This window comes from Neobacillus sp. DHD-1R (assembly GCF_057747995.1).
The window spans coordinates 4,354,900-4,374,027 of the sequence record NZ_CM173232.1; the positions used below are offsets into that span (position 1 = coordinate 4,354,900).

Here is a 19,128-nt window from a genome sequence, read left to right on the forward strand (position 1 = left end):
TTGATCACCCCATAAAGCTTGCTTTTTCCATTAAATCTAAAGGGATAATATTAGTTTCAAATCGTCTTTTTTACTTACGGACGATAAACTCTTGTCTCATACGGTCTTAAGGTAAGCGTAGAAATCTGTTGATGCTCCGAAACTGGATAGTTGTTCAACAGCAAGTTCCGATATTCCAAGGTAGCCCCCTGGAATATTGCCGGTTGTGCGGAAAGGTTGGCGATGACAATCATCTTTTCTCCAGCCAGTGTCCTGGTATAGGCATAAATCTGTGGGTCATCCTCTAACAGCAAATCATACGTACCATAGGTAAACACTTCATTTTCCTTCTTCAAGGCAATCATTTTTTTGTAAAAATTCAGGATAGAATGAGCGTCTTTTTGCTGTACAGCGACATTGATTTCCTTGTAGTTCGGATTCACCTTTAGCCAAGGTGTTCCTATTGTGAAACCGCCATTTTCTTCTGCAGACCATTGCATCGGTGTCCTCGAATTATCACGCCCAGAAGCCCAAATCACTTTCATGATTTCTTTATGTGGAACATCATCTGCCCGTTTCAAATGATACATATTTTTGGCAGATACATCATCGTAATCTTCAATGGAATCAAATTGGACGTTGGTCATCCCGATTTCTTGACCCTGATAAATAAATGGAGTACCTTGCATGAAAAAGTACATGGCCGCAAACGCAGTGGCACTTTCACGCCAATATTCCTTGTCATTGCCCCATGTGGAAACAACACGGGCCTTGTCATGATTTTCAATAAATAAAGCATTCCAGCCCTTGCCTTCTAAGCCTTTTTGCCAGCGTGATAAAACATCCTTTAACTCAACAATATCCAGGTCTATCTTCTTCTCAAAATCCCAAAGTGCAAGATGTTCAAATTGAAACACCATATTAAACTTTCCGGCCTCTTCACCAACCCAGCGTTCCACATCTTTCACATCTTCTACCGTTACCCCGTTGGCCTCACCTACGGTCATAATGTCATAGTTGGCAAATGTCGCTTCTTTTAATTCTTGCAAAAGGGTATGAATCCCATTAACATTCATCATTTTTTCAAAGCAAGGGACATATGGAAGCCCTTTAGGATTTGGCATATCCTTAAGACCTTTTTCTTTTTTTATGTGACTGATGGCATCAACCCTGAAGCCATCAATACCTTTATCAAGCCACCAGTTGACCATATCATAAAGGGCCTTTCGAACCTGTTTATTTTCCCAATTGAGGTCAGGCTGTTTTTTTGAAAAAATGTGCATGAAATACTGGTCCGTTTGTTTGTCATATTTCCAAGCGGGACCTCCGAAGATGCTTTCCCAATTATTCGGTTCTTTCCCATCTTTGCCATCCCGCCAAATATACCAATCCCGCTTTGAATTGTCTTTAGAGGAACGAGATTCAATAAACCACGGATGCTCATCACTCGTGTGGTTAATGACCAAATCTAGAATTAGTTTCATTCCACGCCGGTGAGTTTCACTCAACAGGAGGTCAAAATCAGCCATGGTTCCGAATTCAGCCATAATTTCCTGATAATCACTTATATCATACCCATTATCATCATTTGGAGATTGATACATTGGACTAACCCAGATAACGTCGATCCCTAATTCCTTCAAATAATCTAGTTTTGCGATGATACCTTGAATATCGCCAATTCCATCCCCATTGGAATCCATAAAACTACGAGGATAAACCTGATAGGCAACTGCTTCTTTCCACCATAATTTCTTCATATTAAATCCTCACTAACTCTATTTATGTTAGTTCTTTCATATGCCTTATTCATCTTATTTATTAATCTTACTTGATTTTCGTTCAATTAGTTTTGTAGGTATTGTGATTCGTTTCGGCAACATCTCTGGGTTTTTAATTTTTTCAATTAAACATTGTGTAGCCACATGGCCTAATTGAAAGGTGCCTATATCGACAGAGGTTAACGGAGGATTAGAGTGTTCCGATAACGAAAGGTTATTAAAACTGACCATAGAAATATCATTGGGCACTTTTATATTTAACTTTTCTAAGTGACTAATAATTTCATATGCCATTAAATCGTCCTGTGTGACAAGTGCAGTAGGGGGAACATCTAACGACATCAGCGATAGAATGGCACCCACCCCTTTTTCATTGACCACTTGTTCATGAACAAGGTATGCCTCGTTAAAAGGTAATCCAGCTTCCGTTAATGCTGCTTTATAGCCATTTATTCGATCAATGGTAACCACAAAGTCTGGATTGATTCCGACATAGGCTATGTTTTTATGCCCCTGCTCAATCAAATAGTTGGTTACTTGCTTTGTTATAAAAGCATTGTCATTATCCACATAGGTAATTCTTTCCTCATTCACACTAGGCCTTCCTACAACCGTAAAAGGAAAGCCAGATTCCTCAAGATACTTCATGGTTCGGTCATTTACCCGTGAATATAAAAGAACAATTCCATCCACACGACGCCCATTTACCATCGAAAGCACTTCTTCATATATCTCTTCTTCCGTAGAACCCGTTGAGAGATAAATACCATACTTGCTTTCATGGGCGTTCTTGCTTATTCCTCTTAGTACTTCAGGGAAGAATGGATTTCTAAAGGAATTATAGGCTGAATTGGGCATGATTACTCCGATGGTTTGAGTACTCTTTGCCACCAAGCTGCGTGCTTGCAAATTAGGATAATATCCTAATTGTTCCATTACCTCTTTCACACGTCTCTTTGTTTTTTCACTGATTCGAGGGTTATTGGCAATTACCCGTGAAACCGTCGAAGGTGCAACATTGGCTTCCTTTGCCACATCTTTAATTGTTATCACCATTACTTCCCCCTAATAGTCCAAAATGCTGATTACTTACTACCTATTATATAAAAATCATTTTCGTTATTTAACAGCACCCTCGGAAATTCCTTTGATAATTTCCCTTTGTGCAAAGAAGTAGGCGATGATGACTGGAATAATAGCGAGCGTTAATCCTGCCAGTGCTAAATGCCATTGCTTCGTATACTCCCCAAAGAAGAAGAACATTTTTAATGGAATGGTTTCCATTCCCTCTTGGTTAATTACCAATGATGGCAGTAAGTAGTCATTCCAGATCCAAATAGTATTTAAAATTGCCACCGTTACCGTAATGGGTTTTAACATTGGGAAAATGATATACCAGAAAATTTGAAAACGATTTGCTCCATCAATTGTTGCTGCTTCATCCAGTGATTTTGGAATCCCGCTTAATGTACCATGGTATAAAAAGATGGATAAACTCGCTCCAAAGCCGAGATACATAAAAATGATTCCAGTGCGGTTTAACAATTCGATTTTTCCAAAGATTGTCACTAGCGGAATCATTACGGATTGAAACGGAATCAGCATCGCTGCAACAAACAGAAAGAAGATAATGGTACTCATCCTGCTTTTATTTCGTGAAAGTGCATACGCTGCCATGGATGAAAAAACAATTATGATTACCACGCTCACAACCGTGATCAGGAGAGAGTTAAAAAAGGTCCTGACAAAGTCTAGTTGGGTAAATGCCTCAATATAGTTATCAAAATTAAAGCCTTCTGGAAGTTTTAAAGTATCGGAAAACATTTCTCTTTTGGTTTTAAAGGAATTAACAATCATTAAATAAAAAGGAGAAAGCCATAGGAGACCTAATACGATACCAAGAATCTCAATGGGCCATGTCTTTTTTCGGCTCATTACATTTCAACCTCCCTTTTCTTATTGATGTAAACTTGCGTTAACGAGATCACTGCGACGATGATAAAGAAAATAACTGCTTTTGCCTGTGCGTAGGCCATTTCACTCTCGCCGAAGGCTGTTTTGAAAATTTCCATTGCCACCATTTGTGTGGAATTATATGGTCCCCCGGAAGTTAACGATAAGTTTTGGTCATATAACTTGAAGGTATTAGATAATGTTAAGAACAAACTTACGGTAAAGGCAGGTGCAACAAGCGGAAAAACGATAAAGCGAAAACGTTGGAATGGGCTTGCACCATCAATTTCAGCCGCTTCAATTAGTTCGGTCGGAACCCCTTCTAAGTATGAAATATAAATAATCATGATATATCCAGCCATTTGCCAACTCATTAAAATGACTAATCCCCAAAAACCTGTTTCCGTAGTGGATAACCAGCCCTGTAAGCTTTCAATGCCAAATACCTGTCCTATTCCATCAAATACTTTGGTGAAAATAAATTGCCAAATAAATCCAAGAATAAGTCCACCAATCAAGTTAGGCATAAAAAAGATGGTTCTTAAAAATTTACTGGATTTAATTTTTGTTGTAACAATCAATGCTAACGCTAATCCAAAGAAATTAATAAGTAAAATCGAAACAACGGAAAATTTTACTGTAAACCATAATGAATCTAAAAACTCTTGATCCTTAAAGACGTTAGCGTAGTTTTCAAACCCGATAAAACCACCGACTTCGATACCATTCCAGTCTGTGAATGAATAATAAACACCAAAAAGCAACGGAATAATAACAACCATAGACAATCCTAAAAGAACTGGGGCCAAAAACAACCAGTAGGATAGATCCTTTGTGCGCAACATGGTATGAACCTCCAATGTAATAATATTTTGCTGCTAATTATGAGAGAAAAGGGGCTGACCGATAAGAAAAGCGCAAGCGCCCTGGTCAACGGCGTATGTTCACCTCGGAAAAGCTATCGCTTTTCCTTCATGCGATGCCGAAGCCTTTCTTATGGAGCACTCCAACTGAGATAAAGGAAACTGACTTAGATTATTTTCCTAGGTGCTAGACTTGTTGCTCGACAATCATGTGCCGCCTTATGAACCAGCCCCTTGTCTCTGAGCTAATTTATAATGAGGATGTCTCAAAAGGGTCTGACCTTACGTTAAATCCTCACTTTATAATCGCCTTATAAAAAGTTCAGCGATTGGTTGAGGTTGTGGGGTCAGACACTTTGTTATGAGACATCCTCATTATCAGAGTTCATACGAGACTATTTATTTCTTGCTTTTTCCCATTCAGCTTGCGATGTTTTTACTACATCTTCCCATTTAGCTTCTTTGCTCAAATATTTTTGAATTTGAACACCTAGCTGATTTTCTCCCCAGCCAGTTGGATAGCCCATGAATGTCCAACCAATCGTTTTGCCATCTTGTGCATATTGGTAGATTTCTTTTGAAAGCGGATCACTAATTTTCGATGCATCAAAGCCATCGTAAGCAGGAATAAATTTAAAGTCGTTAATAACGATTTCTTTACCTTCATCAGAAGTATATAACCAGTCTAAGAATTTCTTCGATTCTGCAATTGTATTTTTGTCCTTATTGCTGTTTACGCCCCAATACATTGGAACTCCAACAGGAATCGAATCTTCTTTATAACCTTCAACAGGGATTGGTAATAAACCAATGCCATTAGCAGCAAAATCCTCATCAATACCAGCAATAGAACCGTATGCCCAGTTACCTTGTTGAATCATTGCTACTTTTTGAAGTGAGAATAATTCTTCCACTTGTTTAGCGTAATCAAGACTTACAGTTGGCTGTACAGAATAATTATTTTCTAAGTCAAGAACCTTTTTAAACGCATCACCATATTTGAAGTCAACTTTTTTTGCATTAAATGAGTTTAATACATTGTTATCAAATTCTGGCGCAAGGAACGTATTGGATAAATGTAAGCCAGTTACCCATTTTTCTTTACCAGGCAAAGCAAACACTGCTTCTAGACCAAGGTCTTTTTTCTTTGAATCAAGTGTTTTTACAGCTTTTTCAAGATCGGCATAGCTTTTGATAGATGCAGGATCAATGCCTGCTTTTTTGAAAACATTTTTATTATAGATAAAGCCATAACCTTCTTGGTTGTATGGTAATCCAAGAACTTTTCCATCTTTCGTAACACCATCAAGTGTTCCTTTTAATGCTGCTTTAGATGCTTCTGTATCAGAAAGGTCCGTTAATTTCTTTTGCCAATCTGCAACATCTTGTGGTCCACCGATGTTGTAGATTGCTGGTTCTTTACCAGAGGCAAACTTAGATTTTAGGGCAGCTCCATAATCTTCCCCACCGCCAACAGTGGTGATATTGATGTTTACACCTTTATGCGCTGATTCATATTTTTTCGCAGCTTCTTCAAATTGCTTTTTGAATTCAACTTTAAATTGGAAAACATCGATTGTTACATTGCCCTTAGTGTCTTTACTAGAGGCATTATCAGCTTTTCCACAACCTGTTAAAAGAAGGCTTAGCGATAGGACACCTGCACCAATTCCAGAAAATAATTTTTTCTTATTCATGATTTACCCCCAAATTAGATATTTGTGAATCTAAAAGCTTGTGCAACGTGGAAAACATAGATGCTTGTCATATTTGTTAATAGAAAAATCGATATTCTAAGTAAATCGAATACTAAACTATCAAAATAATATTTTTGCGAAAACGTTTGCACTAATGCCTAAATAAAAATATTTTAATGTAGTAGTCAAATAATCGTATTCCTTAGAAAATTCTTTTTACTCTAGTCTTCAACGAAAACGTTTGCACAAAATAGCAGAAAAACTGTAAAAAAAATTAAAATTTCATACTTATGCGCTTCCTTACTTTACAGTAATATCTACTAATACCCCCTATTCTCGTTATGTATCGTTAGCGAAAACGTTTGCACTAATCGATAGATTTATAGTATCACTTTTAAAATGAATGCGCAAACATTTTTTATTAACTTTCTAAATGTATGAAAAAGAGAATCTTAAAAGGGTCTGAACCACGTTTAACACTCACGCTATAGTGTTTCTTAATAGGAAAAGATCTGCGATCGGTTGAGTGTTTTATGGGGTCTGACCCTTAGTCTGAGACATCCATTATTTTCATTCACTGTCCGGTGTGTTTACCATAATTGCTGCGACTTGGGTTAGCCGGTCATAAAAAGCGATTCCTGCAGGGTTTTGATCAAGACCAATTTCATGAAAAGCTTCTTTCATGCAGCGAAGCCAACACTGTGCTCTTCTAGGAGTGACTTCAAATGGAAGGTGCCGTGCTCTCATTGCAGGTGGTCCAAATTCCTGGCTGTAAAGAGCTGGACCTCCTAAAAATTGCGGCAAAAACATCCGCTGCTTACGTTTAATTTCTTCCATGTCCCCTTTAAACAATGGTGCTAATTCTGGATCAGCATAAACGCGCGGATAGAACGCTTCTACTAGCTGATCGATCGTTTCCTGCCCGCCAATTTCACTATAAAGTGATTTAAAATTGTAGTCCACTTTCTTCACCACCACTTTCATTTTTCCCTTATTTCTTGTAATTATAAAGAATCTTCCAATGGGATATCGTGATATAAATCACATTAAACTCAAATTTAACACATTGATAACTCCCAATGAATTACTTTTTTAAAGAATGTGGTATCCTAAAATAATGATAAAGAAATGGATAGGTTACTTTCTTCAAAATAGCCGATAGTTCCTAAGAGGTGTATAAAATGAATAAAGCCTGGTTTTATGTGGCTCTAACTTGTTTATTTGAATGGATATGGGTGTATGGATTTAATGTAGCTGACACTTGGTGGGAGTGGGCAATTGTCATAGTGGTCATACTTTGGGATTATCACATTCTTCCTAAAGCATGTGAGACTCTGCCAACGGGTACAGTTTATGCCATTTTTGCAGGAATTGGAACAGTTGGCACAGTGTTAATGGATGTGTACCTTTTTGGTGGCAGCTTCAATTTAGGAAAGCTATTGTTTATCGTCCTTATTGTCATCGGCTGCATTGGTTTAAACCTTTCGGACAACCATAAAGGCAAAAAAGTCATGAAAGGGGCTGCTTAATATGGGCTGGTTATTAGTCTTATTTGCAGCTGCGAGTGAGGTCACCGGTGCTGTCGGTCTAAAATTATATAGTCAACAAAAAAACATCCGAAATGGCATCCTGTATATTGGAGGTTTTGCGGCATCGCTTGTATTACTATATGCTTCATTTCAATTTCTCCAACTAAGTATTGCCTATGCCGTATGGGTGGGGATTGGGACTGCTGGGGCTGTCTTTATCAACATGTTTCTTTTTGGGGAATCCAAAAACCTGGGGCGAATAATAAGTGTTATTTTAATTATCATTGGAGTTGCAGGTTTAAAAGTAATATCATAAAAAGCAGAAGATAGAAGGCCCCAAGCCGAATATACTGGGGCCTTTTTGCTATTTTTATCAACTTCTTATAACAAAAGTATGTTTCATGTCAAACAGGTTTTGATAAAAAGACAAATGAAATATTCACGTCTCCCATTCCCTATAACTCATTTATCATTTTTTGCTCTGTTAAATTTTAATTTTCCTTAGCTACCAGTTCTACTTTGATTCTGTCCGGATCTTCGAAAAAAACGGCATAATGGGAGTCGCCTCCAGCAAACGGATGCTTATCCTGGTAAAGAATGCTTACCCCTTTTTCTTTCAATTTCGCCGTCATTTCGTTAACCTGATCCTTGGATTGAGCATGAAAGGCTAGATGATTCAAACCGACTCTTGAGCGATGGTAGGGAATATCAAGATAACGCTCGGTTGCTTGTACAAAAACAATATAGGTTTCTCTATATTTCCAACTGATCCCCGAGTCCCATTTTTGGTACACCTTGTACCCTAATTCCGATAAAAACCAATCCCAGAATTCGGTCGTTTTAGATAAGTCTGACACGTAGATTTCAACATGGTGCAGCATTCACATTTAGCTCCATTCCCTTGATATATTTCATCGTCTATTTCTCCAACAAAGAAATAAATTATCTACTATTTTATCACGTTCGATTTTAATTTTTTATGTAATTATTGTTTACCTAAAAAAATATACCCGTAACACCTCTGGAAGGACATGGCACAGCAAAGCACCACATGTTGAACAAAATCCTTCAACTTGTGGTGCTTTGCTGTTAAGAGAATATTTTTTGAATAAGCGATTTTGGTTCTTTTCGTATTTTTTCAAAGATGCTTTGAACCCCATACATGAGAATTGATTTGGCCATAAAAAGGATCCCCATTTGATAATGCTTCAATCTAATAAGAGAAACAATCCCCATCTTTCTTAACATAGTCATCCCTGGATAGACAAACAAAATATCTGTTATTAAATTCAATATAAAATAACGAAAAAAGTTTCCAAATGTAAATTTAAGTATCCACAAGGACCCAACAAAAAAAGGTCCCAATAGGAATGGAATTTCACCCATTACATTTGGAAACAGCTTCTCATAGAACCTCCACCATACTCTTCTTTTAGCTACTATACTTTCTACAAAAACCCATAAACCTATAAAGAGGGCACCCGGAATAAAACGCTTAACAGTCCGTTTTCCTAAAAACGGCACTGACAACCAAGGTAATAACATCATTACGAGTAAAACCATTTTATTTCTTCTCATCACATGGCCATTCCTTTTTTTCTTTTAGAATGTGCAAGATGCCACAAAGTTATTTACATTTTTGGAAAAAAATTCTTTTGGTTTGATTTGATAATGAACATACTTGATTTGTATTTTTTCAACATACATAACAGTTAATTTATGGTAAAATCGATTTGATATACTCGTTTTCTAAAATCTACTTAAGTTAGGTGAGTGCGTTGAAGCTACAAAAGATTGTCCCATTAATGGGGTATGTGCTTTTTATTGCTGGGATATTGATGGCAAGCTTAATTCACCCTACTATTGGGATTGCCACCATCCTTGGAGGTCTTTTAATTGGAATGGGTTATGAAAATGGAAAACAGAAATCAAGAATCCTTTATTATGGTTCCGTTCTTTTTCTACTTGTACTGTTTTCAGTGACCTATTTAATCATGATTAGATTTCTTATAGATTAGTTGTTTTTATCGATGAGCCCCACATCGTCGCTAAAATGGGGGAACAAGAAACACGGATGACCTTCTTTAAAGACTCAGAGGACAACACCCATGCATTAATGAGTGAAGTACATAATTAGTATGAACAGGATGCCGTATTCCTAGCTGCATCCTTTTCTATTGCAAAATAATGTCATTGACTCATACTTTTATTTATATTATTATATTAGTTTGCAAGTATATAAAATAACGTGGTTCGAGAACCTCCCACGTAAAAAAACTAAGGAGAAATGGATATGGAAAAAACAACTAGCACATTAGCAAAACCAATCGGTGCTAATGGAAGTACTAATTCCCAAGAACCTGCCTCGGTCGGTAACACATATAACAAAGTGCAGGGAATTGTCGTAAACGGGATTATTGCAGCCTTGTACATTGCTGTCTCGGCCTTGATCCAGCCGTTTGGATTTACCCAAGTCCAATTCCGTGTATCGGAAATGTTTAACCATTTAGTGGTATTTAACAAGAAGTACATTTACGGCATCATTTTAGGTGTATTTCTGACCAACTTATTTTTTTCACCAATGAAGGCATACGACCTTATCTTTGGTGTTGGCCAATCAGTGATCGCCTTGTTAATCACAATTGCTTGTGCACGTTTTATTAAAGGGATTTGGGCGCGGATGATTGTGAATACAGTTGTTTTCACTTTCACAATGTTCTTGATAGCCCTTGAACTTCATTTGGCCTTTGATTTGCCTTTCATGTTTACATGGCTAACAACAGCAGTTGGTGAGTTCGTTGTCATGGCAGTCGGTATGCCTGTTATGTATGTTATTAATAAACGTGTTCGTTTTGATAAAAGGGTTTAATTTTAATGATTGAAAGAGTTGCTGCTTATCTTGGATAAAGCGGCAACTCTTTTTTTAGTTCATCATTCTATATTTGACACCTCGCAAGGGGCTTTGTAAATAAAAATCAGAATTTATTATATATTCTCTTCTTACATGTTGTTTTATAATAGAAGTGTTTGCTGGAATAAATGCAATAGAATTTTTGTTGTGAGAATGGAAGGGAGAGAATGAAATGATACAACGGCCACAAGGAAATGAGTACCCTGAATATTATCTACCATATGTGAGTCTAGTGCCTGAAGGTGACCTGCTATCGATTTTGAAAGCAAATCTTGTTTCGGCAACCTCACTTTTTGCTGGATTATCGGAGAAAGATGCTCAATTCCGATATGCCCCTGGTAAATGGAGTATCAAAGAAGTACTTGGTCATATGACGGATACCGAAAGAATTATGAGCTACCGTCTCCTTCGAATTGGCCGCGGTGACCAAACACCACTAGCCGGATTTAACGAAAATGATTATATTCAAGGGTCCGAATTCGATCAACTTGAGGTAAAAGCCATCCTCGAAGATTTTACAGCAACACGGCAAGCCGCCATAACCCTAATTCAAAATATGCCAGATAACGCCTGGACAAGAAAAGGGTTTGCCAATAATACAGAAATCACCACCCGTGCCCTCGCCTACATCATCGCAGGACACGCACTCCACCATCTAAAAATAATTAACGAAAGATACCTCCCGTTATTAAATAAATAAATAAAATAGTCATAATGGTGTCAGGCACCATTAAGTATGCCATCGTAGTGCAAATGGTGTCAGGCACCAAATAAATATTTGTATTGCGAACATTTGTTCTTTGTTTTATAATGGAAATATCGGTAATAATAAGAAGTGGGCTTATGCAATGACAGAGTCTAGTAAAGTCCGGTTTTCAGTTTTATCGATTATTGCAAGAAAAAATTATAACCTTAGGAGCTGAATTTTATGACATTACGATTGATTCCCTATTTTGTGATGAACGGTAATGCAAAGGAAGCGATTCAATTTTACGTGAACGCCTTGGAGGCCCAAGTTCTTTTTAGTCAATCTTTTGGAGAAATGCCGGAGAACCCTGATTTTCCACTACCTGCGGAAGCAAAGGATCTTGTAAGTCATGCAACCATCAAAGTTGGTGAGACTGAACTCATGTTTTCAGATACCTTTCCTGGTCAACCCCATCAAAGCGGAAATCAAGTGACCATCTGCATTACAACTGACGACGTTGAACAGGCTCGTAAATTTTTTGAAGCATTAACAGAAGGCGGACAGGTTGGCATGCCGCTCCAAGAGACTTTCTTTAGCCCTGCATATGGCAGTGTTATTGATAAATTTGGTGTTAATTTTCAAATTTTCACAGAGGGCAGACAATAAAGTTATTTAGTCCTACAACCAACTGGTATATTACATAAGTGAATTTTTTTAATAAATAGGAGGATGTCCCCAAACAAGGCGCAGACCCCACAACCGCTACAATTGGCAACAATTGGGTGGTTAACGTGGGGACAAACCCTGTTAAAAGGACATCCTCTTCTCCTTTTTATATGAACTGTTATAGATTCAATGAAAGCTTAACCTCTACCCCAAAATGGTCGGATACAACATTTTTATTCCTGTTGTTAAAAATGACCTTTGAATGGTCTACTTGAACTGGATGATTCGTTACAATTAAATCAATCCGTAAATCTTGCTTGTTGTCATTCCAGCCTGCAATTTTCCCTTGGACTGTAATTCCTTTATCTTTATCCACTGCCAAATGGTAAGTGTCAAAAAGACCACGGCCAATCAAATACTCATACCCCTCCCCCTCAAGAGAAGCATCGTTGTTAAAATCGCCCATCAGAAAAAATGGCTGGTCCATTTTTACTTGCTGAAGCAGCTTATCTACCTGGTATTTAAAGGGTTCCTCTTCATCGTGCCACCATCCCATATGACAAGAATAAAAAGAAATGGGTTTGTTTTGATAGTTAATTGTGGCTCCGACAATTCTACGTGTTTTCCAATTATTAGCATAGTCATCACTTTCGGAAACGAAAAATGAATGCTCCTCAATTATTGGATGTTTAGTAAGAATGGCAACACCTTCTTCATAGGTACCATTGGTTATATAGTGAGATAAATCCCATACTAAAGAGTAGTCAGATACACCAAGCTTTCGAAGCTCCTCTAACAAAACGAAAGCATAATTATTTTTCTTTATTTTCCCGTAGACAGGCTCCTCTTCAATCGCTTGGCTTACCTCTTGCAAGGCAATGACATCATATGATTTTTCCACAATCGTTAGAGCCAGATACTTTATTTTCCTTAATTGGTTTTCTTCATGCCATGAATGGCAATTTAACGTTAATAATTTCATTTAGTCTATACCTCGAAGTAAATTTATATTATGAGTCTCCTACAATACACTGCCTATAAACAGCGTTATCATTGAGCATCGTCATCTTTTCATAAGAAAAATAGTATTAATGATGTAAGGCACCGTTAATAACCCCAACACATGGTTAATGCATTGGGGTGGAGGACATATATTAGCCCATTCTTGTTCGTGTGGCCGCTGGCTGATATTTTCTCATTGGTCCTTTTTCGAGTACTTCTTGAAGATAGAGATTCCCTTTTGGACTTGTTTTTTTGAGCAGATCCATCAAGTATGTAATATCATCAAGTGCTCTATGGGTTTGGTAATTGGTGATATTATGCGCTTGTAATAATGTTAGAAGCTTACCATTTGGGAAACCATAGTTTTTCCAAGGGATATTTCTCATCGTACAATACCACTTTAAGTCGTTGACTTCTGGATACATGTGGTAGAGGAAACTGCGATCAAAGGAAGCATTATGGGCAAAGACAGCATCCGCACGATGAAAATAAGTTTTAATCTTTACATCATAGAAGCTTTTCCCTCGGACTAACTCGTAAGGGATTCCATGTACCTGAAAGGCATTGTCATAATTGTTTCGTGCTGTTCTCGAAAGAGGCTCACGTAAAAAGGAATCTTCCTCAAGAATATCAGTGATTTCACCCGAATCCGTACGAAAGGAAAAAAGTTTTAAAGCAAGCTCAATGACCTCATCCTTTGTTGGCCCTAATCCAGTGGTTTCAACGTCCAATATCAAACCATATTGTTCGGTTTTTTGCAAAATGATCATTCCTTAATTGTAAAGTTTATCCCATTATAACAGAGCTTGCCTTACTATCCTATCTCCAAAATGTCCCTCTACTTGATGTTTTATAAAGATAAATGGGTTGGAAACCTAATCCATTGGGAATCCGATCGGCTGCCGACTATCTAGTTTCCCCCACCCAGATTCAATTAGTTTCTAGAAAGGATTTATCTTTATCTCTCATCCCTGTAAGTACGGCCTGAATAATAATCGTCAGGCTGTCATCCAAATCCAGCGACATTCTAAATCCGCCTTTTTGCTCTAAGGCAGAAAAGCCATGCAATATACTGCGCAATCCCCTGACGGCATGCAGGGCCATATCACCTTCTAAATGATAAGTCTTTAATACACCCATGGAGAGGTCAACAATTTTTTCTCCGGCCAGTTGGACATCCTCTGCCTCCGGATCAGGAGCGAGCAATGTTGCTTCATAAATTCCCGGATGCTTTCGGGCAAAATTCACATATGCCAGACTTATTGCCATAACAGCGTCGGTTTCTGACACCCTAATTGCAGCATCAGCCATTTCCTCATATAAGCGGTCAATTCCGTGAATGGCCAGTTTCTTCCGAAGATCTGGCAGCCCATCAAAATGATTATATAATGAGGGTGGACGAATCCCTAACTTCTTTGCCAGATTGGCAAGTGTAACCTCCTGCATTCCGTATTGGTCTGCAATTTCTCCTGCTGCTTCTAATATAGTGGTTAAATCGAGTCCGATTTTTGGTCTTGGTGACATAAATTCCTTCTCCTCTATCCTATTTTTCTTTCGAACCTTTCTGCGGCTTGCTTCATTACTACTGAAGGGTTCTCGAGCATTTCTCCATGGCCCACCGCAAGCAGTTTTGGCTGATAGGTAATTAATTTTTTGGCACTTGCCAGCGCTGTTTTCTTACTCCAGGTGCCAAAGGCCGGGAATGGAAACCAAGGTTTCATATCTCCTGCCACGGCAATGCCTCCTCTTGTTTGAAAGGCATCCCCGGCAATTAACGCCTTGGTCCGCAAATCTAAAAAAGACATAGATCCAGGTGTATGGCCCGGTGTTTCAATCGCAGTTAACGAACCAATAAGATCGCCTTCCTTCAATAAGATATTCGCCCGCGTTTTTAAATTTTTGGGGACGCCTCCTTTAATTGGCGTTTGCTCCTCATCGGCATCGAGTGACCGGTCATCCATCATTAATCTATGATCGCGAGTAGAAATATAAACCGGTACCTCCGATAGTGCAGCCTTGATTGTATCGAGTGCACCAACATGATCCTCATGCGCATGTGTCAGCACAATTTTTGTAATTGGTTTTCCAATCGTTTCAGCGGCCTTCAATATTCCTTTCGCACAAAAACCGAGGGCGGCATCAATTAGGGTTAAACTGTTCTCTTCTTCCACTAAATAGCAGTTAACTGGAAAAACACTTGCCATAAATGTAACCTGATAAATTGAACCATTTTTGATTATTCTCACGCCAGCCATCCTCCCTTTAAACTAATGATATTAGTTTTATTTTAACTAATGTCATTAGTTTTATCAATTGCTTTTTTAAAAAATGGGTTTAATTGAGAAAAAAATAGTTATAACTTTCCTTTGTAACAAATTGTTCAATATCTTTTTACGAAATTGTGAATTAGTGAACAAAATACCCTCGATTCAAAATAAATTTGCTATATTAACAGTGTACTTAATATATAAATCTTATTAACAAACAAGGAGTGTTAGACATGGTAGTAAATTGGTTACGAGAAAATAAAGTTGCCGCTGGTATTTTGACTGTCATTCGCTTATATATGGGTTATTCTTGGATCACTGCTGGGTTCCACAAGTTAACAGGCGGTTTTGATGCTTCAGGCTTTTTAAAGAATGCTATCGCCAATCCTGTGAAAGGACCAGACGGCGCGGCCGTTTATACCTGGTATGTGGATTTCTTACAACATTTCGCTCTACCAAACGTAGATATTTTTAATACAATTGTTCCACTCGGAGAATTCCTAATCGGACTTGGCCTGATTCTTGGCTGCTTAACAACAGCGGCAATGTTCTTTGGCTTATTCATGAATTTCTCATTCTTCCTAGCAGGAACTGTCTCACATATCCCAACAGACTTATTCTTGGGAGCAATCATTTTATTCGCTGGCTATAACGCTGGACGCATTGGTCTTGACCGTTGGGTAATCCCATTCATCCGCAAAACAGCATTCAAAGGAAACAAAACAGTTAAACATAACGCCTAACTAAACTAAAAAGCGGTTCAATCTGGAAGTTTTCCAGATTGAACCGCTTTTTTTATTTTTATGATGATTCTTAAAAACTTTTATCCTCTTTTAAATTCACCTTGTTCTCGTACCAATTTGTGACCTGTGTAAGAATAGCAAAGACAAAGAAGAAATTCATTGCCCAGACATTTATGAACGGAGCCATACCACCAAATTCAATTGTTTCATAACCTTTTAGATTCATGACAATCATTGATTCAATAAAAATTAAAATAAAACCCACTACTCCCGCTACTGCTGCCTTAATCAAGTCCATTCCCCTCCCAAATTCATGTTAATAATATGTTTAATCAACCATTTTAAATACTTACAAGTGTAATTGTGACAATTCCGTGAACATTTCTATAACCTTATTATAAGACAATTTCAAATAAACACAACTAATTAAGATTAGAAAAGGTGTCAGGCACCATGTGAAAATTTCACATGATGCCTGACACCTTTCTTATTTCATTTTCTTTATATAGATGACTTTTAAATAGTTTCCTTCTGGATATTCTTTAATGGTTTTGAAATCGTCGGGAAGTGAAAATTCCTCCAATATTCGGTATCTTTTTCCTGATTCCTTAAAGGCAGCATCAATAAAACTTTTGAACTTTTCCATCCCAAATGCACTGCTATTGGTGGAAGCCACAATCGTCCCGTTATCCTCTGTAATCGCGATCGCTTCTATAAGGAGATTCTTATAGTCCTTTTCCGCACTAAAGACAAATTTCTTTGACCGCGCAAAGCTTGGCGGATCCAAAATGACCATGTCAAACTTTAACTGTTTTTTGGCTGCATACTTAAAGTACTTAAAGACATCGTCAACAATGATGGATTGTCCTTCAGGATCAATTTCATTTATACGAAACTGTTCAATCGTCTTACTTCGGCTACGATTGGCAAGATCCACACTTGTCGTTTTGGTTGCTCCACCTAAGGCTGCAAAAACGGAAAAAGCCCCCGTATAAGAGAAAGTATTTAAAACCGTCTTCCCCTTTGCATACACATCCCGAATTGTTCTCCTTACATCCCGTTGATCTAAAAACACCCCGACCATGGCACTTTCATTTAAATAAATTGCAAAATTAACGCCATTTTCCTTAACAATAAGCGGAAACTCGCCCCTCTCACCCGCGACAAAGTCATCCTCTTCAATATATTTACCTTCCATATCAAAGCGCTTTTTCTGATATATTCCTTGAAAATCAACCAATTCCATTAAAGCATGAATGATAAAATCGCGAAAATGATAGATACCCTTGCTGTACCAGGTTATCAAATAATATCCAGCAAAATAATCAATCGTCAACCCGCCGATTCCATCACCTTCACCATTAAACACCCGAAACGCGGTGGTATCCGTACTTTTATAAAATGATTCTCTACCCTTTAGAGCTTCTTTAAGCTTCTTCCCAAAAAATTCTTCATCAAATGAGACATGTTCATTTTTACTAAGCACCCAGCCAAGACCCTTATTTTGTTTTCCATAATAACCTTTGGCAATAAAATGGTTCTTCTCGTCGACCAATCGAACGGTAGAACCCTCTATAACTTTTGCGTCTCCATTCACGATGGATTCCTTAGTTATAAGTGGATAGCCGCTTATAAATTTATTGACAAACTTTGTTTTCACCTTTAGATTAACTTCATTATTCATTGCGTCATCCCATCAAATTTAATAATCCTACTCTTAATGTAGACAAAATCTTGCCTTCCACATCAGGAAGATTGGAATAACATTAATCTTAACACTAATTACTGTCCTAAAACAAAAACCGCCACTACTTTTGTGACGGTTTTATCTTTATTTTATTTTAAAATTTCTTCAATATTGAGCGGAACAAACCGAAGTTGACTTATTTTTATCATTTTATTTGTGTAAAAGAAAGAGAAGTGGCTCTGAATTAATAATAGAGACTCCTCTCTTTTATCGAAAATCATTGGATTTGATTAACGATGACCTGGTGTATACGTGCCATGTCCGTGGTGATAACCATGACCTGGATAATATCCGCCGTGACCATGATGATAGCCGTGTCCTGGATAGTATCCGCCGTGACCATGATGATAGCCATGTCCTGGATAGTATCCACTATGGCCATGATGATAGCCAACTGGACTTGGGTAATACCCGCCATGCCCTGGATAGTATCCGCCATGTCCATGATGATAACCATATCCTTGAGCACCCATATAACCGTCTTGTTGTCTTTCCATTTTATTTCCCTCCTTTTTAACTGGTTCTAAACAGTGTATGTCTAACTATTGAATAGGACTAGATTTTGGCCTATTACAAGATGAAACAGGTAAAGCAGGACTAACATTTATTGTAAGTATCTGCTATTTTTAGAATATAGAAAAATAAAGGTGGGGATCGATTTTGATACCAAATTTTCATGAGTATAATCATCATTTCTTTATGCAAGAAGCATTAAAAGAAGCAGAAGATGCCGGGAAACGCGGGGACCGGCCAATTGGAACGGTCATTGTACACAATGGCACCATCCTATCACGAGGGTCCAATCGGATTAATACTATGGATAGCGAACTTGCGCATGCAGAAATCAATGCCATGAATCAATGTGCATCCTATTTACGCAAGCATGCCCGAGAGTGTATTTTGTACACGACGGTGGAACCATGCATGATGTGTTTATCAACGATTACTTTGGCTAATATTCGAAATGTAGTTTTTTCGGTTGAGGATAAATACATGGAAATGGCTCATTTCATTGAATCTAACACCTATATCAAAAAGCGATTGCATCATTACCTTGGTGGGGTGTTAGCTGATGAATCAACGAAACTATTAAAGACCTACTCGCCCTTTATGGCTGAAGTTGTCTTAAATGGACACCGGCCTTCCTAAATGTTTGGGAATCTTCACAACTTCCACACAAGATCTATATAAGTTCTACACAAGTTTTCCTTATTATGAAAGTAACTTAATTAGGAAATGTTTCAATTGACTCATTTCTTAAAACTTCCCATAATTTGATTGGTGACCTCACCAATCTATTTT

General features: G+C 37.8%; 23 protein-coding genes, 1 pseudogene and 1 riboswitch. Of the genes and pseudogenes, 9 read left to right on the forward strand and 15 right to left on the reverse strand.

The window, feature by feature from the left end:
• Positions 1-74: 74 nt before the first annotated feature.
• The 6 genes from AC3ANL_RS21495 to AC3ANL_RS21520 form a co-directional block, all read right to left on the reverse strand.
• Positions 75-1,739, reverse strand: a complete 1,665-nt coding sequence (locus tag AC3ANL_RS21495; protein ID WP_488326393.1) for a glycoside hydrolase family 13 protein — start codon at positions 1,737-1,739, stop codon at positions 75-77.
• 54 nt (positions 1,740-1,793) lie between these two features.
• Positions 1,794-2,816 carry a LacI family DNA-binding transcriptional regulator gene (locus tag AC3ANL_RS21500; RefSeq protein WP_488326394.1) on the reverse strand — a complete coding sequence of 341 codons (1,023 nt, stop codon included), beginning with the start codon at positions 2,814-2,816 and terminating at the stop codon, positions 1,794-1,796.
• A gap of 63 nt (positions 2,817-2,879) precedes the next feature.
• Positions 2,880-3,695, reverse strand: coding sequence for a carbohydrate ABC transporter permease (locus tag AC3ANL_RS21505; protein ID WP_488326395.1), 816 nt, complete (start codon positions 3,693-3,695; stop codon positions 2,880-2,882).
• Positions 3,695-4,555 carry a carbohydrate ABC transporter permease gene (locus AC3ANL_RS21510; RefSeq protein ID WP_488329796.1) on the reverse strand — a complete coding sequence of 287 codons (861 nt, stop codon included), beginning with the start codon at positions 4,553-4,555 and terminating at the stop codon, positions 3,695-3,697. The genes AC3ANL_RS21505 and AC3ANL_RS21510 overlap by 1 nt, the downstream gene beginning before the upstream one ends.
• A 416-nt stretch (positions 4,556-4,971) precedes the next feature.
• The gene (locus AC3ANL_RS21515; RefSeq protein ID WP_488326396.1) at positions 4,972-6,273 is read right to left on the reverse strand and encodes an ABC transporter substrate-binding protein; all 1,302 of its coding nucleotides are present in this window, start codon (positions 6,271-6,273) and stop codon (positions 4,972-4,974) included.
• Positions 6,274-6,843: 570 nt separating this feature from the next.
• Positions 6,844-7,236 carry a globin domain-containing protein gene (locus AC3ANL_RS21520; RefSeq protein WP_488326397.1) on the reverse strand — a complete coding sequence of 131 codons (393 nt, stop codon included), beginning with the start codon at positions 7,234-7,236 and terminating at the stop codon, positions 6,844-6,846.
• Between the two features lie 218 nt (positions 7,237-7,454).
• Here AC3ANL_RS21520 and AC3ANL_RS21525 point away from each other — a divergent pair, with 218 nt between their 5' ends.
• Both AC3ANL_RS21525 and AC3ANL_RS21530 read left to right on the forward strand, forming a co-directional pair.
• Positions 7,455-7,802 carry a DMT family transporter gene (locus AC3ANL_RS21525; protein ID WP_488326398.1) on the forward strand — a complete coding sequence of 116 codons (348 nt, stop codon included), beginning with the start codon at positions 7,455-7,457 and terminating at the stop codon, positions 7,800-7,802.
• A 1-nt stretch (position 7,803) separates the two neighbouring features.
• The gene (locus tag AC3ANL_RS21530) at positions 7,804-8,118 is read left to right on the forward strand and encodes a DMT family transporter (protein ID WP_488326399.1); all 315 of its coding nucleotides are present in this window, start codon (positions 7,804-7,806) and stop codon (positions 8,116-8,118) included.
• 175 nt (positions 8,119-8,293) lie between these two features.
• Here AC3ANL_RS21530 and AC3ANL_RS21535 read toward each other — a convergent pair whose 3' ends face one another.
• Complete coding sequence (locus AC3ANL_RS21535) at positions 8,294-8,683, reverse strand: VOC family protein (RefSeq protein ID WP_488326400.1); 390 nt, start codon at positions 8,681-8,683, stop codon at positions 8,294-8,296.
• Between the two features lie 208 nt (positions 8,684-8,891).
• The gene (locus AC3ANL_RS21540; protein WP_488326401.1) at positions 8,892-9,380 is read right to left on the reverse strand and encodes a hypothetical protein; all 489 of its coding nucleotides are present in this window, start codon (positions 9,378-9,380) and stop codon (positions 8,892-8,894) included.
• A 200-nt stretch (positions 9,381-9,580) separates the two neighbouring features.
• On the opposite strand from AC3ANL_RS21540, the gene AC3ANL_RS21545 reads away from it, so the two are divergent.
• From AC3ANL_RS21545 to AC3ANL_RS21565, 5 genes and pseudogenes are all read left to right on the forward strand, one after another.
• Positions 9,581-9,820 carry a hypothetical protein gene (locus AC3ANL_RS21545; protein WP_488326402.1) on the forward strand — a complete coding sequence of 80 codons (240 nt, stop codon included), beginning with the start codon at positions 9,581-9,583 and terminating at the stop codon, positions 9,818-9,820.
• Positions 9,820-9,939 (forward strand): annotated as a pseudogene (locus AC3ANL_RS21550) (VOC family protein); the annotation flags it as partial. The gene AC3ANL_RS21545 and the pseudogene AC3ANL_RS21550, both read left to right, overlap by 1 nt.
• A 105-nt stretch (positions 9,940-10,044) precedes the next feature.
• A riboswitch (PreQ1 riboswitch) is annotated at positions 10,045-10,089 on the forward strand.
• A 6-nt stretch (positions 10,090-10,095) separates the two neighbouring features.
• A complete protein-coding gene (locus tag AC3ANL_RS21555; protein ID WP_488326403.1) occupies positions 10,096-10,671 on the forward strand; it encodes a QueT transporter family protein in 576 nt (191 codons plus the stop codon).
• A gap of 214 nt (positions 10,672-10,885) precedes the next feature.
• The gene (locus tag AC3ANL_RS21560; RefSeq protein WP_488326404.1) at positions 10,886-11,413 is read left to right on the forward strand and encodes a DinB family protein; all 528 of its coding nucleotides are present in this window, start codon (positions 10,886-10,888) and stop codon (positions 11,411-11,413) included.
• 228 nt (positions 11,414-11,641) lie between these two features.
• Positions 11,642-12,067 (forward strand): VOC family protein, encoded by a 426-nt coding sequence (locus AC3ANL_RS21565; RefSeq protein ID WP_488326405.1) that lies wholly within the window; start codon positions 11,642-11,644, stop codon positions 12,065-12,067.
• A 178-nt stretch (positions 12,068-12,245) separates the two neighbouring features.
• Here AC3ANL_RS21565 and AC3ANL_RS21570 read toward each other — a convergent pair whose 3' ends face one another.
• From AC3ANL_RS21570 to AC3ANL_RS21585, 4 genes are all read right to left on the reverse strand, one after another.
• Positions 12,246-13,049: an endonuclease/exonuclease/phosphatase family protein gene (locus AC3ANL_RS21570; protein ID WP_488326406.1), complete on the reverse strand. Its 804-nt coding sequence runs from the start codon at positions 13,047-13,049 to the stop codon at positions 12,246-12,248.
• Positions 13,050-13,221: 172 nt separating this feature from the next.
• On the reverse strand, positions 13,222-13,830 hold the full coding sequence (locus AC3ANL_RS21575) for an exonuclease domain-containing protein (protein WP_488326407.1): 609 nt from the start codon (positions 13,828-13,830) through the stop codon (positions 13,222-13,224).
• A 169-nt stretch (positions 13,831-13,999) separates the two neighbouring features.
• Positions 14,000-14,593: a TetR/AcrR family transcriptional regulator gene (locus AC3ANL_RS21580; RefSeq protein WP_488326408.1), complete on the reverse strand. Its 594-nt coding sequence runs from the start codon at positions 14,591-14,593 to the stop codon at positions 14,000-14,002.
• Positions 14,594-14,607: 14 nt separating this feature from the next.
• Positions 14,608-15,315, reverse strand: a complete 708-nt coding sequence (locus tag AC3ANL_RS21585; RefSeq protein WP_488326409.1) for an MBL fold metallo-hydrolase — start codon at positions 15,313-15,315, stop codon at positions 14,608-14,610.
• A 254-nt stretch (positions 15,316-15,569) separates the two neighbouring features.
• Between AC3ANL_RS21585 and AC3ANL_RS21590 the strand changes: the two genes are divergently transcribed.
• A complete protein-coding gene (locus tag AC3ANL_RS21590) occupies positions 15,570-16,079 on the forward strand; it encodes a DoxX family protein (RefSeq protein WP_488326410.1) in 510 nt (169 codons plus the stop codon).
• Positions 16,080-16,149: 70 nt separating this feature from the next.
• Here the strand turns inward: AC3ANL_RS21590 and AC3ANL_RS21595 are convergent, their stop codons facing one another.
• From AC3ANL_RS21595 to AC3ANL_RS21605, 3 genes are all read right to left on the reverse strand, one after another.
• Positions 16,150-16,371 (reverse strand): hypothetical protein, encoded by a 222-nt coding sequence (locus AC3ANL_RS21595; protein ID WP_488326411.1) that lies wholly within the window; start codon positions 16,369-16,371, stop codon positions 16,150-16,152.
• Positions 16,372-16,566: 195 nt separating this feature from the next.
• Entirely contained in the window at positions 16,567-17,763 is a 1,197-nt protein-coding gene (locus AC3ANL_RS21600) for a class I SAM-dependent rRNA methyltransferase (RefSeq protein ID WP_488326412.1), read from the reverse strand.
• A gap of 293 nt (positions 17,764-18,056) precedes the next feature.
• Positions 18,057-18,323: a hypothetical protein gene (locus AC3ANL_RS21605; RefSeq protein WP_488326413.1), complete on the reverse strand. Its 267-nt coding sequence runs from the start codon at positions 18,321-18,323 to the stop codon at positions 18,057-18,059.
• A 163-nt stretch (positions 18,324-18,486) separates the two neighbouring features.
• Here AC3ANL_RS21605 and AC3ANL_RS21610 point away from each other — a divergent pair, with 163 nt between their 5' ends.
• Entirely contained in the window at positions 18,487-18,975 is a 489-nt protein-coding gene (locus tag AC3ANL_RS21610; protein ID WP_488326414.1) for a nucleoside deaminase, read from the forward strand.
• Positions 18,976-19,128 lie beyond the last annotated feature (153 nt).

What these genes read in the sequence shown, in the direction of transcription:
- AC3ANL_RS21605 (WP_488326413.1), bottom strand. Translation starts at nt 18,323, where the DNA reads ATGGAAAGACAACAAGACGGTTATATGGGTGCTCAAGGATATGGTTAT.
- AC3ANL_RS21590 (WP_488326410.1), top strand. Translation starts at nt 15,570, where the DNA reads ATGGTAGTAAATTGGTTACGAGAAAATAAAGTTGCCGCTGGTATTTTG.
- AC3ANL_RS21580 (WP_488326408.1), bottom strand. Translation starts at nt 14,593, where the DNA reads ATGTCACCAAGACCAAAAATCGGACTCGATTTAACCACTATATTAGAA.
- AC3ANL_RS21500 (WP_488326394.1), bottom strand. Translation starts at nt 2,816, where the DNA reads ATGGTGATAACAATTAAAGATGTGGCAAAGGAAGCCAATGTTGCACCT.
- AC3ANL_RS21570 (WP_488326406.1), bottom strand. Translation starts at nt 13,049, where the DNA reads ATGAAATTATTAACGTTAAATTGCCATTCATGGCATGAAGAAAACCAA.
- AC3ANL_RS21495 (WP_488326393.1), bottom strand. Translation starts at nt 1,739, where the DNA reads ATGAAGAAATTATGGTGGAAAGAAGCAGTTGCCTATCAGGTTTATCCT.
- AC3ANL_RS21540 (WP_488326401.1), bottom strand. Translation starts at nt 9,380, where the DNA reads ATGAGAAGAAATAAAATGGTTTTACTCGTAATGATGTTATTACCTTGG.
- AC3ANL_RS21535 (WP_488326400.1), bottom strand. Translation starts at nt 8,683, where the DNA reads ATGCTGCACCATGTTGAAATCTACGTGTCAGACTTATCTAAAACGACC.
- AC3ANL_RS21600 (WP_488326412.1), bottom strand. Translation starts at nt 17,763, where the DNA reads ATGAATAATGAAGTTAATCTAAAGGTGAAAACAAAGTTTGTCAATAAA.
- AC3ANL_RS21555 (WP_488326403.1), top strand. Translation starts at nt 10,096, where the DNA reads ATGGAAAAAACAACTAGCACATTAGCAAAACCAATCGGTGCTAATGGA.
- AC3ANL_RS21560 (WP_488326404.1), top strand. Translation starts at nt 10,886, where the DNA reads ATGATACAACGGCCACAAGGAAATGAGTACCCTGAATATTATCTACCA.
- AC3ANL_RS21565 (WP_488326405.1), top strand. Translation starts at nt 11,642, where the DNA reads ATGACATTACGATTGATTCCCTATTTTGTGATGAACGGTAATGCAAAG.
- AC3ANL_RS21525 (WP_488326398.1), top strand. Translation starts at nt 7,455, where the DNA reads ATGAATAAAGCCTGGTTTTATGTGGCTCTAACTTGTTTATTTGAATGG.
- AC3ANL_RS21530 (WP_488326399.1), top strand. Translation starts at nt 7,804, where the DNA reads ATGGGCTGGTTATTAGTCTTATTTGCAGCTGCGAGTGAGGTCACCGGT.
- AC3ANL_RS21505 (WP_488326395.1), bottom strand. Translation starts at nt 3,695, where the DNA reads ATGAGCCGAAAAAAGACATGGCCCATTGAGATTCTTGGTATCGTATTA.
- AC3ANL_RS21515 (WP_488326396.1), bottom strand. Translation starts at nt 6,273, where the DNA reads ATGAATAAGAAAAAATTATTTTCTGGAATTGGTGCAGGTGTCCTATCG.